General features: G+C 45.7%; 13 protein-coding genes and 1 riboswitch. Of the genes, 11 read left to right on the top strand and 2 right to left on the bottom strand.

Translation table 11 applies throughout. The features are described 5' to 3' along the window. Positions 1 to 2 precede the first annotated feature (2 nt). Positions 3 to 554 carry a helix-turn-helix domain-containing protein gene (locus tag INF29_RS07375; RefSeq protein ID WP_072852637.1) on the top strand — a complete coding sequence of 184 codons (552 nt, stop codon included), beginning with the start codon at positions 3 to 5 and terminating at the stop codon, positions 552 to 554. A 40-nt stretch (positions 555 to 594) separates the two neighbouring features. Here INF29_RS07375 and INF29_RS07370 read toward each other — a convergent pair whose 3' ends face one another. Continuing rightward, positions 595 to 1,863 carry a stalk domain-containing protein gene (locus INF29_RS07370; RefSeq protein ID WP_193485656.1) on the bottom strand — a complete coding sequence of 423 codons (1,269 nt, stop codon included), beginning with the start codon at positions 1,861 to 1,863 and terminating at the stop codon, positions 595 to 597. Between the two features lie 165 nt (positions 1,864 to 2,028). Here INF29_RS07370 and INF29_RS07365 point away from each other — a divergent pair, with 165 nt between their 5' ends. The 3 genes from INF29_RS07365 (at position 2,029) to INF29_RS07355 (ending at position 4,889) form a co-directional block, all read left to right on the top strand. After that, complete coding sequence (locus INF29_RS07365; protein WP_193485654.1) at positions 2,029 to 2,580, top strand: GNAT family N-acetyltransferase; 552 nt, start codon at positions 2,029 to 2,031, stop codon at positions 2,578 to 2,580. Between the two features lie 219 nt (positions 2,581 to 2,799). Next, positions 2,800 to 3,213 (top strand): hypothetical protein, encoded by a 414-nt coding sequence (locus tag INF29_RS07360; protein WP_022253589.1) that lies wholly within the window; start codon positions 2,800 to 2,802, stop codon positions 3,211 to 3,213. A 368-nt stretch (positions 3,214 to 3,581) separates the two neighbouring features. Continuing rightward, positions 3,582 to 4,889, top strand: a complete 1,308-nt coding sequence (locus INF29_RS07355; protein ID WP_072852643.1) for an acetyl-CoA hydrolase/transferase family protein — start codon at positions 3,582 to 3,584, stop codon at positions 4,887 to 4,889. Positions 4,890 to 5,102: 213 nt separating this feature from the next. Here INF29_RS07355 and INF29_RS07350 read toward each other — a convergent pair whose 3' ends face one another. Then, positions 5,103 to 5,438: a hypothetical protein gene (locus tag INF29_RS07350; protein WP_193485652.1), complete on the bottom strand. Its 336-nt coding sequence runs from the start codon at positions 5,436 to 5,438 to the stop codon at positions 5,103 to 5,105. A 66-nt stretch (positions 5,439 to 5,504) separates the two neighbouring features. On the opposite strand from INF29_RS07350, the gene INF29_RS07345 reads away from it, so the two are divergent. From INF29_RS07345 to INF29_RS07315, 7 genes are all read left to right on the top strand, one after another. Next, a complete protein-coding gene (locus INF29_RS07345) occupies positions 5,505 to 6,014 on the top strand; it encodes a deoxycytidylate deaminase (RefSeq protein WP_207728136.1) in 510 nt (169 codons plus the stop codon). 165 nt (positions 6,015 to 6,179) lie between these two features. Continuing rightward, a complete protein-coding gene (locus INF29_RS07340; RefSeq protein ID WP_243184122.1) occupies positions 6,180 to 9,131 on the top strand; it encodes an FtsK/SpoIIIE family DNA translocase in 2,952 nt (983 codons plus the stop codon). A gap of 62 nt (positions 9,132 to 9,193) precedes the next feature. After that, a riboswitch (ZMP/ZTP riboswitch) is annotated at positions 9,194 to 9,272 on the top strand. A 79-nt stretch (positions 9,273 to 9,351) separates the two neighbouring features. Continuing rightward, positions 9,352 to 11,022: a formate--tetrahydrofolate ligase gene (locus INF29_RS07335; protein ID WP_191344579.1), complete on the top strand. Its 1,671-nt coding sequence runs from the start codon at positions 9,352 to 9,354 to the stop codon at positions 11,020 to 11,022. 27 nt (positions 11,023 to 11,049) lie between these two features. Continuing rightward, on the top strand, positions 11,050 to 11,904 hold the full coding sequence (folD, locus tag INF29_RS07330) for a bifunctional methylenetetrahydrofolate dehydrogenase/methenyltetrahydrofolate cyclohydrolase FolD (RefSeq protein WP_072852651.1): 855 nt from the start codon (positions 11,050 to 11,052) through the stop codon (positions 11,902 to 11,904). 376 nt (positions 11,905 to 12,280) lie between these two features. Further along, a complete protein-coding gene (gene rimO, locus INF29_RS07325; RefSeq protein WP_193485650.1) occupies positions 12,281 to 13,639 on the top strand; it encodes a 30S ribosomal protein S12 methylthiotransferase RimO in 1,359 nt (452 codons plus the stop codon). Continuing rightward, positions 13,623 to 14,156, top strand: a complete 534-nt coding sequence (pgsA, locus tag INF29_RS07320; RefSeq protein WP_191344581.1) for a CDP-diacylglycerol--glycerol-3-phosphate 3-phosphatidyltransferase — start codon at positions 13,623 to 13,625, stop codon at positions 14,154 to 14,156. Before rimO ends, pgsA begins: the two co-directional genes overlap by 17 nt. Before the next feature lie 3 nt (positions 14,157 to 14,159). Beyond that, a complete protein-coding gene (locus INF29_RS07315) occupies positions 14,160 to 14,747 on the top strand; it encodes a GNAT family N-acetyltransferase (protein WP_193485648.1) in 588 nt (195 codons plus the stop codon). The last annotated feature ends 182 nt before the right edge of the window (positions 14,748 to 14,929 follow it).

Here is a 14,929-nt window from a genome sequence, read left to right as displayed (position 1 = left end):
ATATGAAAAACACCAGAATCGGCGAGAAAATTGCAGAATATCGACGGAAAAACGGACTGACTTTGCGGGATTTTGCCAAACAGACCAATTTGAGTACTGCTTTGCTCAGCCAGTTGGAACGGAATATTGGCAATCCTACCTTGAGTATTTTATCTACGTTGGCGGAGGCTATGGGCATTTCTGTATCAGAACTAGTGGAACAGAAGGTGGAAAACGCCGAAATGATATTGCGCAAAGAGCAGCGTAAGACCATTGTCATGTATCAGGGACAAACCATGTATGACGTTCTGGCATGTGATACCTGTCATGCCAATCTGGAATTGCTTCTCATGACGCTGGAAGGGAAATCATGGACATCCAATGGATATACCCAGCATACCCAAGAGGAGGAAGTGGCTTATGTGCTGCAGGGAGAAGTGACCATTGATTTGGAAGGGGAAGTCTTTGTGTTGGGGGAAGAAGATACCATCCGTATCCTGCCGGGAAGAAAACATAAGCTCTATAACCACACGGATACAGAAGTGAAAGTATTATTTGTAAAATGCAGAATATAAAAAAACCGATGTGAAAAACATCGGTTTTTTAATTCCTATATTATTTTGCAGGTACATAAATGGGATTGCTGGTGCCGCAGACTACGCCGTCCCGCACGGTAGTAATACGAATATAGAATCCCTGGTTATTTGTCATGGAAATGCCAAATGCATGAGGATAATTCCAGTACCATTGATTATTGTTCAGTGTGGTGTTTTTCACCTGCTGATAATTGCCGCCTTCTTCGGAAGCAATATAAATATAGTAGTAATCCGCATCATAAACAGGTTCCCAAATGAAATAGGTATAGCCATTTTCCGTTGTATAAGTGATATTTCTGGGAGCGGATGGCTGATATACATAATTCTTCATGCCGCTGATGGGCAGGTTCATGGTACGGTGTACTGCAAGAACTTTTTCAATGGGAATAGCGAAATACTGGTTTTCGCTGTAAGAAGAACACATGCCGATAACCTGTCCTGCTGCGTTGAACAAACCGCCGCCGCTGCTGCCGTGAGCAATGGGGGCAGTCATGGAAATGATGTCGTCTGTATATCCGTTGACAGTACCTGTGCTGGAAACATTGCGTTTGCCTTTGGGAGAACCAATGGCTGTGACTTTTTCTCCGGCTGTGATGGTATAAGACGGTGTCACGGGATGCAGTCCCTGTTTGTCGATTTGCAGAAGGGCAATGTCTGCCTGGGGGTCAAGACCCACAACGGTGATGCCGCCTGCGTAGATGGTGCCGTCATTGAATATAATCTGGGCAGTGGAAGCGTTTTCGATGACATGGAAGTTAGTGGCAATGAGCACGTCTTCTGACAGAACGATGCCGCTTCCCTGGATTTTATTTGTCTGGATATAAACCACAGAGTCTGCGGTGGTATATTCCGGTGTGGAAGGTGCGCCGCCTCTTTCAATGGATACGGTGTAGGTCTTGGGGTCCCAAGTGACGGAAGCACCGCTGTAGTCTGCCACAAAACGCAGAGGAACCATAGTGATATCATCAATGATGCGGGGAGCTGCGTCTAATACCACTTGTGTATTATTGACGGTAGCATAAGCATTGTTGATGGTTAGATATATATTGGTATCCGCATCTTTTGCCACAATGGAACAGTCTTTTTCATTCCATAACACTTCATAGCCCAGAGGCTCCATGATGTCCCGCATGGGAACCAGCACACGGTCATTTTCAATGACAGGATCGTGGAGGCAGGAAAGTACATTGCCGTCCAGCTGTACGGTCACATCTCTCGCAAAAGCAGGTACGGTGCTCCATAACAGAAGCAACAGCCCCAGAAGAATACTGTATTTGATTTTTCTCAAAGAATCACATCCTTTCTTATGCTTTTCAGTATAGCATAGTACAGAAAAAAGAAAAGAGGGCAGCGGCATTTGCAAACAAAACGTAAAAGATGGGGGACTATCGTTGCTTTTCTGCACAGGGTGTGATATCCTGATAGCCACAAGAAGCTGACAGGAGGAGAAAAAATGTTTGAAAGAATATTGACAAAGGAAGATTTTGAGAAAGTTTATCCCATTCTTGCCCAGAGCTTTCCGGAAACGGAGGTACGTTCCAAGGAAGATCAGCTTGCCTTGATTGAAAATGAAAAGTACCATATGTATGCCATAGAGGACGAAGACGGAACGGTCGGCGGCGTAATTGCTGCATGGGAATTGGCTGATGATTTTCTGTATATTGAACATTTTGCGACATTGCCGGAAAAGCGAAACCATGGATTCGGCGGAAAGATGCTGGATTTATTTTTGCATTGGAAGGGAAAAAATGTGGTGCTGGAGGTTGAAGTGCCAGAGGATACACTGACACGCCGCCGCATTGGATTTTATGAACGTCATGGTTTTGTGTGGAATGACTATCCTTATATGCAGCCTCCTATGCGTAAGGGACAGGAACCTTTGCCACTGCGCCTGATGACAAAGCCCGCGGGAATCAGTTTGGAGACCTATGAACGGTATCGTTCCGCTATTCACTGTAATGTATACCGGTATACAAAAGAAGATTTGGGCAAGATGAACAAATAAACCTGTACATTATGCATGAATCTAGTTTTGTTTTTTCGGAATCGACTTGTTGAAACTAAATAAATGTACATAGTTTTGAAAAATTAGCAGGAAAAAAAGAGGGTTTTTGCAGTAAAGGGAGAATAATAACATCATAAACATAAAGCATTAGCTTTACTGCAACACAATCTAACAAATACGAAAAGGTATATCACCAACATCATGAAGGGGGAGATTGCGATGGTTCAGATTCTTGCAGGCGAAAAAGGTGAAGGTAAAACAAAGAAACTCATTGCAATGGCAAATGAAGCAGGCAAAAGCGCAAATGGCAGCGTTGTTTTCGTAGACGACGACAACAGCCGTATGTATGATCTGCATTATAGTGTTCGTTTTGTAGACACACCGAAGTTTATTATGGAAGACCCTCAGGTTTTCAGAGGATTTGTTTGTGGTATCCTTTCTCAGAATAGCGATATTGAAAAAATCTATATTGACGGTCTGAATCATATTGTAGACAAAGTTAGTGATGCGGATTTCGTGAAGTTCATCGAAGAACTGGAAAAGACTTCTGCTGAAGCTGAAACAGATATGATTATGATCATCAGCCGCAAACAGGATTTACTTCCTGCGGAAGTACAGAAATATCTGGTTTAATCTGTAAGTAAGAAAGACTGTATTCTTTATGAATACAGTCTTTTTTTGTGCCCATTTTTCATGTCGTACAAAGATAAGAACAAGGAACTTGAATACAGGAAAGATATGGCTGGATAATCGCATGAAAGAAAAGTTGTATGACATATGTAAATGTTGAATTTTCGGTATTCTATGAAAAATTGCATGGAAAAATTACTGAAAAATGTGGTATGATTGTATATAATCAGAAACATGATGGACAATTCTTTACTTTTTGCCTATGGCTATGGTAAAATATAAAATAATATTACGTATATTGTATGCATTAGAAGAAACGCATTGGCAGTATGCTGATTTTTAATCAAATAAATGAAGAAAGGTGAGAGAATATGAACAAATTCCAGGAAATGTATCAGGCAAAACGCAAATCCCCCGAAGAAGTTGCCATGTATGTAAAATCCGGTGACGTTTGCGCATGTCCCACAGGTTTGGAAGAACCTACCGCTATTTGTGAAGCGGTTGCAGCAAGAGCAATGAGAGGCGAACTGACAGGTGTTGTACACCACGCAACACTGTCCGTAAAAGGCGGTCCCTTCATGAAACCCGAACTGAAAGGCAAGTATGAATATGTATCCTGGTTCACAGGCGCTCCTGGCAGAAAAGGCATCCAGGAAGGTATCCATACTTATATTCCTTGTAACTACAGCACTATCCCCGGTTACTGGAGAGATGTTCAGCCCAGACTGAATGTTTTCTACGCAGAAGTTTCTCCTATGGACAAGCATGGTTACTTCAGCTGCCCTATGGCTGGCGCAGAAGTTGTAGCAATGCGTGAAAAAGCTGACATCATCCTGCTGGATGTAAACGATCAGATGCCTCGTGTTATGGGTGACTGCCTGATTCATATCTCTCAGGTAACCGCTCTGTGCGAATCCTCCAGACCTCTGCTGGTTCTGAACAACCCTCCTCTGTCCGATGATGATAAGAAAATCGGTCAGATGATCGCTGACGAAGTTTGTGACGGCGCAACTCTGCAGCTGGGTATTGGCGGTATCCCCAACGCTGTTGGTGTTCTGCTGAAAGACAAAAAAGATTTGGGTCTGCACACAGAAATGTTCACAGACAGTATGGTTGACCTGCTGGAATGCGGCGCAGTAACCAACATGAAAAAACCTATCCACGTTGGCAAAACTGTTGCAACTCTGGCTTGGGGTTCCAAGAAAATGTACGACTTCATGGATGACAACCCGGCTTTCGAAATGTATCCTGTAAGCTATATCAACAACCCTGCTGTGATTGCACAGCATGATAACTTCGTATCCGTTAACTCTTGTATCGAAGTTGACCTGTTTGGTCAGGTTTGCTCCGAATCCATCGGTACCAAACATTACAGCGGTTCCGGCGGTCAGCTGGACTTCGTAAGAGGTGCAAACATGTCTAAAGGCGGCAAAGGCTTCATCGCAATGCTTTCCACCACAAAAGGCGGCACCATCTCCAAAATCAAACCTATTTTGACACCTGGTTCCATCGTTACAACACCTAGAAACGAAGTGGACTTCCTGGTAACAGAAAACGGTATCGTTCGTCTGAAAGGTCAGACAGCTAGCCAGAGAGCAAAAATGATCATTTCCCTGGCTGCGCCTCAGTTCCGCGAAGAACTGGAATTCGAAGCAAAGAAAATGAACCTGATCATCTGATCTGGAATATTTTTAAAACAAAAGCTTCGGTTATATGGGCTGCTTCATAAGAAAACAAAAAACGCTGGAATCTTTTGATTCCAGCGTTTTTATTTTTGTTGAGATTTATCTGATATATTTTCTTCTGAAGACATCCGCTGCAATTTCTCTTGAGAAATTAAAGAAAAGAACAACAATGTCTGTCTTAAGGGAAATCTGCTTTACCAATGCTTTTTAAAATAAGAAAAATAAAGGTAATACAGGGACGCAAAGACAACGCACAAAAAGCAGTATCCCATGAAGTCCGCCCATAAGCGAACCGAAAATCAGAAATCCCATGAAAAACAGGTTTGCCAGAACAGAAGGAACTTTGAGCAAAAAGCCCTTATATGCCCAGCAAAAGAACAGACAGCTGTAAAAACCAATCCACATCAAGGGATATGGATTTATGGGTGACTGCGAGGGCAGATAGAATTGGGCAAAAGCCAGAGCGGGAAAAAGAAATGTCAGTAGATAGACTGCAATTTTTACCCATGAATGGGTGTTTGCCCATGTTTTGATATTTTCCATAGCCAGCCCTCCTTTGTTGGAAAATCCTTCCTTTTTTCAGTACAACAGAGGGGATTTCGTTTGACAATGATAGGTGTATATGCTATCTTTGTGGTAGGATTTTTGCGAGAGAAACGGAAGGGAGAAACGATTGTGAGAGCAAGTTGGGACGAATATTTTATGGAGATTGCGGAGATTGTTAAGACCAGAGCCACATGCCTGCGCAGACAGGTAGGGGCAGTCATTGTCAAGGATAACCGTATCATTACAACAGGGTATAACGGCGCTCCTGCAGGACTGAAGCACTGCACGGAAATGGGCGGCTGCGAACGTCAGCGTCTAGGCATTCCCTCCGGCGAACGCCATGAACTTTGTCGTGCCCTCCACGCGGAGCAGAATGCTATCATTCAGGCGGCAAAACTGGGTATTTCCACAGAAGGCGCGACCATTTATATCACATTGCAGCCCTGCGTCATTTGTGCGAAAATGCTCATCAATGCTGGTATCAAACGCGTTGTGCACAAAGGGGAATATCCCGATGAACTGTCCAGAAAGATTCTGGAAGAAGCGGATATTGAAGTGGTGAAAATGGACTGAGCATTCCCGCCAACAAAGAACATCAAAAACTGACCTGTATCTGATTTTTACGACAGAAAGCGGGTCAGTTTTTTTGCATGAAATCAGTGGTTTTCGTTTGCCAGCAGATTATTTTTATTGTATAATATTTTATTAGTGATTTCTTGAGAACAGAGGTGAAAAGCTTTGGCAGCAAAAGGGAGCAGCACGGGGCGAAAGACGACGAAATCCCCTGCGGTGAAGAAAACGGGCAGCAAAAGCACAAAAACAACTGCCGCGAAAACAACTGCAAAAAAAGCGAATACGACAAAAAATACAAAATCTGCACCCAAGCGGGAAACTACCCGTATGCCGGAAAGCAGAGAACGTTTTGGTGACAGTATCTTAGACGAAGTGATACTGATCGTTATCATCGTCATCTCGGCGGTGGTGTTCATCAGCCAGATCACCAGTAAAATGGGGGTTGTTGGTCAGGTAATCGGGGGACTTTTTCAAGGGCTGTTAGGCATCAGCGGCGTATTGCTGCCGGTGTTGGTCATCATTTACTGCATCTGGATGCTTATGTCAGAAGAACGGAAATGGCCTTTGGTGCGTGCCTTTGGCGGCGCATTATTCCTGCTGACTGTGGCATCAGCGGCGTATCTGTTCCATCCTCTGAATGTTTCCGGTGATCTTGGATTTGCGAAAAAAGCCATGGAGCTATTTGACAGCGGTTCTTTGACCAACGGCGGTTTGATTGGCGGACTCTTTGGCGGCGGTCTGTTTGGACTGCTGGATGCATTGGGCAGCGTCATTGTTCTACTGGCGATGCTGGTGATTTCCATTATTCTGGCAACAGGACGTTCTTTCTTTGGTGCTATGGGGACACTGGCAGACCATCAGAAAGTCAGAAGACAGGTGCGCAATGAAAAAATCAAAAATAAGGCTGACCGCATCCGTCAGGAAGAAAAAATGGAAGCGGCACGACTGGAAAAACAGGAAGCAAAGCGTCGCCGTGTGATGAATAAAGAAGATTTCAACATTGAGCTTCATGAAGTGGAAGCCACAGAGCATCCCGAAGTCAAAGAAACGGTTTTCCGTCAGAAAAAGCAGGATTACAGCGTGAAAAAACGGGAACCTATTTATGACTTTGTCAAAGAAAACGAAATGCCCATGGAAGAACCAAAACGGGACTTCAATGTGGTATTTGGCGGGAAATTGCAGGTGGATGAGCTGGAGCAGGGCACACAGATGCCGCCTCAATCCACGGAACGCTTTAAGGTGGTAGAACCACTGAAAGAAGTTGCCAAAAAACAGGAACCTGTGGAAATGACAGAGGAAGAAGCTGTATACGAAAAAATCTTCGGCGAAGATAATACCGCAGAAAATATGGCAGGAGAAACGCCCGAAGAAGCATGGGATATGGAATCTCAAGCGGCAGCCCTTGCGGCGGAAGCCATGCGGGCAGCAGAAGAAAAAACAGACTTCCATTTCGCGGATTTGGAAGATGCAGAAGAAACAGCATCTCAAGAAATGGACATGCTGGAAGTGGAAGAACCTATGGCAGAAGAAGAAATGCCAGTGGAAGAAGTACAGCCTGTGGCAGAAGAAATGCCAACAGACGTACCTGCGGCAGAGCCTGCAAAACCGGAAGCCCAGAAAGAAACAGCACAGCAGCCAGCAGCTGCCCCTGCGGAACCGGCAGAAAAGCCTTATGTGTTCCCGCCTATCAGCCTGTTAGGACGTGACCCCGGCAATAGCAGTGGTTCAGGTATTCTGGAACAGCAGAAAAACGGCAGAAAACTGGAAATGACACTGAAAAGTTTCGGCGTAGAAGCCCGCGTCATCAATGTCAGCGCAGGTCCCACTGTTACACGATATGAAGTTTCTCCCAGTCAGGGGGTCAAGGTCAGCAAGATTGTCAATCTGGCAGACGACATTGCCCTGAATCTGGCTGCCAGCGGCATTCGTATTGAAGCGCCTATTCCCGGTAAAGCGGCAGTAGGCATTGAAGTGCCAAATAAAGAAACCAAGTCCGTATATCTGCGGACAGTGCTGGAAAGTGATGCTTTCCGCAAACATCCCTCCAAATTGGCTTTTGCTTTAGGGGAAGACATTACAGGCAATCCCATTGTCACAGACATTGCGAAAATGCCTCACTTGCTCATTGCCGGCGCAACAGGCAGTGGTAAGAGTGTCTGCATCAATACACTGATTACAAGTATTTTGTATAAGGCAGACCCGAAAGAAGTCAAACTCCTTTTGGTTGACCCGAAAGTGGTAGAACTGAGTGTATATAACGGTATTCCTCATTTGCTCATTCCCGTTGTTACCGACCCGAAAAAAGCGTCGGCGGCACTGAACTGGGCAGTGAGAGAAATGCTGGAAAGATACAATGACTTTGCGGCATGCGGTGTCCGTGACATCAAAGGCTTCAATGCCATGAAGGAAGAAAAAGGCGAACCGGAAGCAAAAATGCCACAGATTGTTATCATCATCGATGAATTGGCAGACTTGATGATGGCAGCACCCGGCGAAGTAGAGGATTCCATCTGCCGTCTGGCACAGATGGCACGTGCGGCAGGGATGCATTTGATTATTGCCACACAGCGTCCTTCCGTAGACGTTATCACTGGTGTTATCAAAGCCAATATTCCTTCCCGTCTGGCATTTGCCGTTTCCTCCGGCATAGACTCCCGTACCATTTTGGATATGGTCGGCGCGGAAAAACTGCTGGGCAAGGGGGACATGCTGTTCTATCCTTCCGGTCAGGCAAAACCTTCTCGTATTCAGGGGGCTTTTGTAACGGATAAAGAAGTGGAACAGATTGTGGACTTCCTGCGGAAAAGCAGCCGCCCTGGATATACACAGGAAATGGTGGATCAGATTACAGCAGTGGCAAAAACTGCCAGCGGTCCCAGTGAGGAAACAGACGAGTTTTTTGAACAGGCAGTGGATTTGATTCTGGAAAAAGAAAAGGCTTCTGTTTCCATGCTTCAGCGTCAGTTCCGCATTGGTTATAACCGTGCGGCAAGACTCATGGACGAACTGGAAAGAAGGGGACTGGTTGGACCCGAAGAAGGCAGCAAACCAAGAAAAGTCCTCATCACCAGAGCGCAGTGGGAGGAAATGCAGTCCCCCACAGAGGAAAACGCATAAAAGAATATGGATTTCATACAGGTTGCACATTGACAAATTTCGTCTCATATAGTACCATTTTGGTAGAGTCATATGACTGACGGAAGTGGAGTAACCACATGGAGTATGACAGAATTGATGCCGACCGTCTGGGCGATTACGCTTGGACTGTCGGCTTTTTTTCAAAGTAGGACAGGCAAGCGCAAGGACATATTGGAATCGGAGAGAGGAGTTTTTGAAGATGAAAACAGATTTGCAGATTGCACAGGAATGCACCATGGAACCCATTACCGCCATTGCGGCGAAAGCTGGCATCCCCGAAGAATATGTGGAATGTTATGGCAAGTATAAAGCCAAAGTAAGTGATAAATATTATAATCAGATCAAAGACAGACCCGACGCAAAACTGATTCTGGTAACAGCTGTAAACCCTACACCTGCTGGGGAAGGCAAAACAACCGTTACCATCGGTCTGACACAGGCCCTGCAGAAAATGGGCAAAAACGCCCTGACATGCCTGAGAGAACCCTCTCTGGGTCCCTGCATGGGTGTGAAAGGCGGCGCAGCCGGCGGCGGCTATGCACAGGTAGTGCCTATGGAAGACATCAACCTGCATTTTACAGGTGACCTGCACGCCATCACAACAGCAAACAACCTGTTGGCTTCCATGGTGGACAACCATATCCAGCAGGGCAATGAACTGAACATCGACCCCAGAAAAATCGCTTGGAAAAGAGTTGTGGACCTGAATGACAGACAGCTTCGTCATGTGATTTCCGGTCTGGGCGGCAAAGTAAACGGCGTTCCCAGAGAAGACAGCTTCCAGATCACCGTTGCTTCTGAAATCATGGCAATCTTCTGTCTGGCAAACGACCTGCATGACCTGAAAGAAATGCTGGGCAAAATCATCGTTGGCTATACTTATGACGATGAACCTGTTACAGCAAAACAGATTGGCGCAGACGGCGCCATGACTGTACTGCTGAAAGATGCGCTGCAGCCCAACCTGGTACAGACATTGGAACACACACCCGCTTTCATCCACGGCGGTCCCTTCGCAAACATCGCTCACGGCTGCAACAGTGTGCGCGCAACAAAATTTGCTATGAAACTGGCTGACTATGTGGTAACAGAAGCAGGCTTCGGCGCTGACCTGGGTGCAGAAAAATTCTTCGATATCAAATGCAGAAAAGCTGGTCTGAAACCTGACGCAGTTGTACTGGTTGCAACTGTTCGTGCATTGAAATATAATGGCGGCGTTCCCAAAGCAGATTTGAGCAACGAAAATCTGGACGCACTGGCAAAAGGTTTTGTAAACCTGGAAAAACACATTGAAAATATCCAGAAATACGGCGTACCTGTTGTGGTTACACTGAACCACTTTGTAGCGGATACAGACGCGGAAGTGGCTTATGTGAAAGAACGCTGCGAAAAAATGGGCGCAACATTCGCAGTAGCAAAAGTATGGGCTGACGGCGGCGAAGGTGGTAAAGCACTGGCTGAAAAAGTTCTGGAAACACTGGAAACAAAAGAAAGTAATTTCCATGTACTGTACGAAGATAATCTGTCCATCGAAGAAAAGATCAATAAAGTATGTAAGGAAATCTATGGCGCAGGTCATGTAAGCTTCACAGCAGCAGCAAAGAAAACACTGGCACAGATCGAAAAACTGGGCTTTGAACATTTCCCTGTATGTATCGCAAAAACACAGTACTCCCTGTCTGACGATCCCAAGGTACTGGGTCGCCCCGAAGGCTTTGAAGTAACTGTAAAAGAAATCCGCATTTCTGCTGGTGCAGGCTTTATCGTTGCACTGCTGGGCGATGTTATGACAATGCCCGGTCTGCCTAAAAAACCTGCGGCACTGAACATCGACATTGACGCTGACGGCAACATTGTTGGTCTGTTCTAATTAATCAAACTATAAAGGAGTTATGCTATGAAGGCACAACGCATCGACGGAAAAGCGATTTCCGATCAGATCAAAGAAGAAGCTGCCTTGGAAGCACAAAAGTTACAGCGGCAGGGGATTACCCCCTGCCTTGCTGTGGTTTTGGTGGGCAACGATCCCGCTTCCATGGTATATGTGAATAATAAGAAAAAGGCTTGTGAAAAAGTGGGTATCCTCTCCCGTTCTTATGAACTGCCGGAAGATACAGAAGAAAAAGACCTGCTGGCACTGGTGGAACAGCTGAATATGGACAATAGCGTCCATGGAGTATTGGTACAGCTGCCTTTGCCTCCTCAGATTGATGAGGAAAAAGTGATTCTGGCTGTAGACCCCAAAAAAGACGTGGACTGTTTCCATCCTTTGAATGTGGGCTTGCTGCACACAGGTCAGAAGGGATTTTTGCCCTGCACCCCTGCTGGTGTGCTGGAACTGATCGAACGCAGCGGTCATACCATCGAAGGCAAACGCTGTGTTGTCATTGGACGGAGCCATAACGTAGGCAAACCCACCGCTATGCTGCTTTTGCAGAAAAACGGCACGGTTACCATCTGCCATTCCAAAACAAAAGATTTGAAAGGTATCTGCAAAGAAGCGGATATTCTGGTGAGCGCAGTGGGCAAGCTTCATACTGTCACCAAAGATATGGTGAAAGAAGGGGCTGTTGTCATTGACGTTGGCATGAATCGCAATGAAAACGGCAAGCTTTGCGGCGACGTAGATTTTGACGACGTTTGCGAAGTGGCTGGCGCAGTTTCTCCTGTGCCCGGCGGCGTAGGACTCATGACTGTTGCCATGCTCATGAAAAACTGTATCACAGCAGCAAAACTGCAAAACGGACTGTAAAAATGGGAATATCATTGACGTGTAAAAACGTGGATGATATTCTTTTTTATGAAAATGTTGTCTTTGCTGGAAAAATACACAAATTCAGCGGAAAACATAGATTTTTTGCAAAAAGTATAGTATACTCATAGGATAGACAAAGAAGCGGAGCAGAGTTTAAGGGCATCTTCATAAGAAAACAAAGAAAGCTGAAAACCTTATCATGCAGAGGGTTCCGGCTTTCTTATTTTTGCTAAGATTGTATTTTGTATGTTTTCTTCTGAAGAAAGCCATCGCAATTCCTCTTAAGAAAATAAAGAAAAAACAATGTTTTCTTAAGAGGAATTTGCTGTTGTTCCGCTTCCTTTATGAGAATCGATGTTTAAGGAGGAAACCAATGAAAGGAACGGTAGCATTTACCTCTTTGGGCTGTGACAAAAACCGCGTAGACAGTGAAGTCATGCTGGGTTTGTTGCAGGAGAGAGGATATCAGGCAGTAGCGGACGAAGCGGAGGCAGACATCATTGTGGTCAATACCTGCTGTTTCATCCGGGACGCGCTGGAAGAAAGCATTGAAACCATTCTGGAAATGGCCAAATATAAAACAGAAGGCAAGTGCAAAGGTCTGATTGTGGCAGGCTGCTTGGGACAGCGTTACGAAGCGGAATTTTTTGATGAGATTCCTGAAGTAGACGCTATCTTGGGTACTGCCGCTTACGAAGAAGTGGCAGATGCCGCTGACAGAATTCTGGGAGGCGAACATACCTTCAAATGTCTGGAAGACATCAACAAGCCCATGAAGAACGAAAACGGCAAACTGCGTGTCCTTTCCACAGCGCCTTATTTCGCTTATCTGAAAATTTCCGAAGGCTGTGACAACCACTGCACTTACTGTGTCATTCCCAAAATGCGCGGCAAACACAGAAGCCGTACCATGGAAAGTCTGGTGGAAGAAGCAGAAATTTTGGCAAAACAGGGTGTAAAGGAACTGGTCATTGTGGCACAGGATACTTCCATTTACGGCAGAGATCTTTACGGTGAACCGAAACTTCATGAACTGCTGGAAAAACTGGCGGCAGTGGAAGGGATCCAGTGGATTCGTCTGCTGTACTGTTATCCCGAAACACTGACACAGGAAACCATCGACGTTATGGCGAAAAATGAAAAAATCTGTCATTATATCGACATGCCTATCCAGCATGGATGTGATACCGTGCTGAAACGCATGGGCAGAAAGAGCAGTCAGGAACTCATTCGCCAGACTGTGAAGAAACTTCGTGATGCGATGCCGGATATTGCCATCCGTACCACACTGATTGTGGGCTTCCCTGGAGAAACGGAGGAAGAATTCGCGGATTTGCAGAAATTTGTGGAAGAAATGCGCTTTGACCGTCTGGGTGTATTCTGCTACTCTCAGGAAGAAGGCACCCCTGCAGCAAAAATGGAAAACCAGATTGATGATGAAGTGAAAGAAGAACGTCAGAGAATCATCATGGACATCCAGAAAAACATTGCCGCTTCCCTGTGTCAGCAGGAAGTGGGCAAGACACTGGAAGTATTGGTGGAAGGCAAACTGCCGGAAGAAAATGTATACTGCGGTCGTACCCGTTGGGATGCGCCGGATATTGATGGCATGGTATTTTTTCATGCAGAGGAAGAAGCCTATTCCGGGGACTTCGTTTCCGTGAAAATCAAAGAAGCCGGGGACTATGATTTGATGGGAGATGTCGTTTATGCAGATGAATTTACCGAATAAGCTGACAACCATGCGGGTGATTCTCATTCCCGTATTCCTGTTGGTGCTGTTCCTCATGGATGAGCCTATGAATCGTTATATTGCAACAGCGATTTTCATTGTGGCATCCCTGACGGACTTTTTGGACGGACATATTGCAAGAAAGTATAATCTGGTAAGTAACTTTGGGAAATTTATGGACCCTCTGGCGGATAAACTGCTGGTGATGTCCGCGCTGGTATCCATGGTGGCAATGGAAGACCTGCCTGCATGGGTGGTTATCGTGATTCTGGCAAGAGAATTTGCCATTACCGGGTTCCGTACCCTTGCCATGGAAGCCAATATTGTCATGGCGGCAAGCTGGTGGGGCAAGATCAAGACAACCACACAGATGATTATGATTATTCTGGTTCTGCTGCATCTGCCTTTTGCGGCAATGCCCATGATCGAAAATATTCTGGTGGGTCTGGCAGTATTCTTTACCATTGTGTCCGGGGCGGATTATATCATGAAAAATAAACAGGTTCTGAAAGGATAATCTATGGGAAAAATCAGAATGGCAACGGCGGCAGATACCAAAGCGATTTTGGATATTTATGCCCCTTATATCGAACATACCAATGTTACCTTTGAATATGTGGTGCCTACAGAAGTGGAATTTGCCGGCAGAATTGAGGAGATTCTGGAGAAATATCCTTATCTGGTCTATGAGGAAGATGGCGTTATCGGCGGTTATGCCTATGCCCATCAGTTCATGGTGCGGGCGGCTTCCCAGTGGGGAGCAGAGCTTTCTGTGTATCTGGCGCCTGCTTTCCAGAAAAAAGGATTGGGCAAAGCCTTTTACCGGGCGTTGATGGATATTCTGCGCCTCCAGAATGTGGAAAAGGTCTATGGCTGTATCGAAGCCACCAACCGTGCCAGCTATGTGCTTCACACTAGCCTTGGTTTTGTGGAAACGGCAGTATTTCCTCGCTGTGCCTTCAAGCATGGCAAATGGCTGGGGCTTATGTGGCTGGAAAAACCCATGGTGGAACGGCGGGAGCCACTGCCTTTCCAGAAGGTATGGGATGTGGACGAAACAAAAATTGCGGAGATTTTGGAGAAACGCTCCCAAGAAGTACGCAGTTAAAAAATGAAAGATGGAAAAATCAGGACCACCGGCTTAGCCGGTGGTTTGCTCTGCTCCTAGAAGGGGCTATTACCAGCTGCGCTTGCAAGCGCATTGAAAGTCCGCCAAGTGCTCTACTTTCTCAACTGCCGCCCTTGGCGGCTATTTTTATTTGTTCCCTTTTACTTTTTCACCCGTGAACG

This window comes from Anaerotignum lactatifermentans (genome assembly GCF_014982935.1).
Lineage (GTDB): Bacteria > Bacillota > Clostridia > Lachnospirales > Anaerotignaceae > Anaerotignum > Anaerotignum lactatifermentans.
This window is presented reverse-complemented; position numbering and strand designations above follow the sequence as displayed.

What these genes read in the sequence shown, in the direction of transcription:
- INF29_RS07375 (WP_072852637.1), top strand. Translation starts at nt 3, where the DNA reads ATGAAAAACACCAGAATCGGCGAGAAAATTGCAGAATATCGACGGAAA.
- INF29_RS07365 (WP_193485654.1), top strand. Translation starts at nt 2,029, where the DNA reads ATGTTTGAAAGAATATTGACAAAGGAAGATTTTGAGAAAGTTTATCCC.
- INF29_RS07360 (WP_022253589.1), top strand. Translation starts at nt 2,800, where the DNA reads ATGGTTCAGATTCTTGCAGGCGAAAAAGGTGAAGGTAAAACAAAGAAA.
- INF29_RS07355 (WP_072852643.1), top strand. Translation starts at nt 3,582, where the DNA reads ATGAACAAATTCCAGGAAATGTATCAGGCAAAACGCAAATCCCCCGAA.
- INF29_RS07350 (WP_193485652.1), bottom strand. Translation starts at nt 5,438, where the DNA reads ATGGAAAATATCAAAACATGGGCAAACACCCATTCATGGGTAAAAATT.
- INF29_RS07345 (WP_207728136.1), top strand. Translation starts at nt 5,505, where the DNA reads ATGATAGGTGTATATGCTATCTTTGTGGTAGGATTTTTGCGAGAGAAA.
- INF29_RS07335 (WP_191344579.1), top strand. Translation starts at nt 9,352, where the DNA reads ATGAAAACAGATTTGCAGATTGCACAGGAATGCACCATGGAACCCATT.
- folD (WP_072852651.1), top strand. Translation starts at nt 11,050, where the DNA reads ATGAAGGCACAACGCATCGACGGAAAAGCGATTTCCGATCAGATCAAA.
- rimO (WP_193485650.1), top strand. Translation starts at nt 12,281, where the DNA reads ATGAAAGGAACGGTAGCATTTACCTCTTTGGGCTGTGACAAAAACCGC.
- pgsA (WP_191344581.1), top strand. Translation starts at nt 13,623, where the DNA reads ATGAATTTACCGAATAAGCTGACAACCATGCGGGTGATTCTCATTCCC.
- INF29_RS07315 (WP_193485648.1), top strand. Translation starts at nt 14,160, where the DNA reads ATGGGAAAAATCAGAATGGCAACGGCGGCAGATACCAAAGCGATTTTG.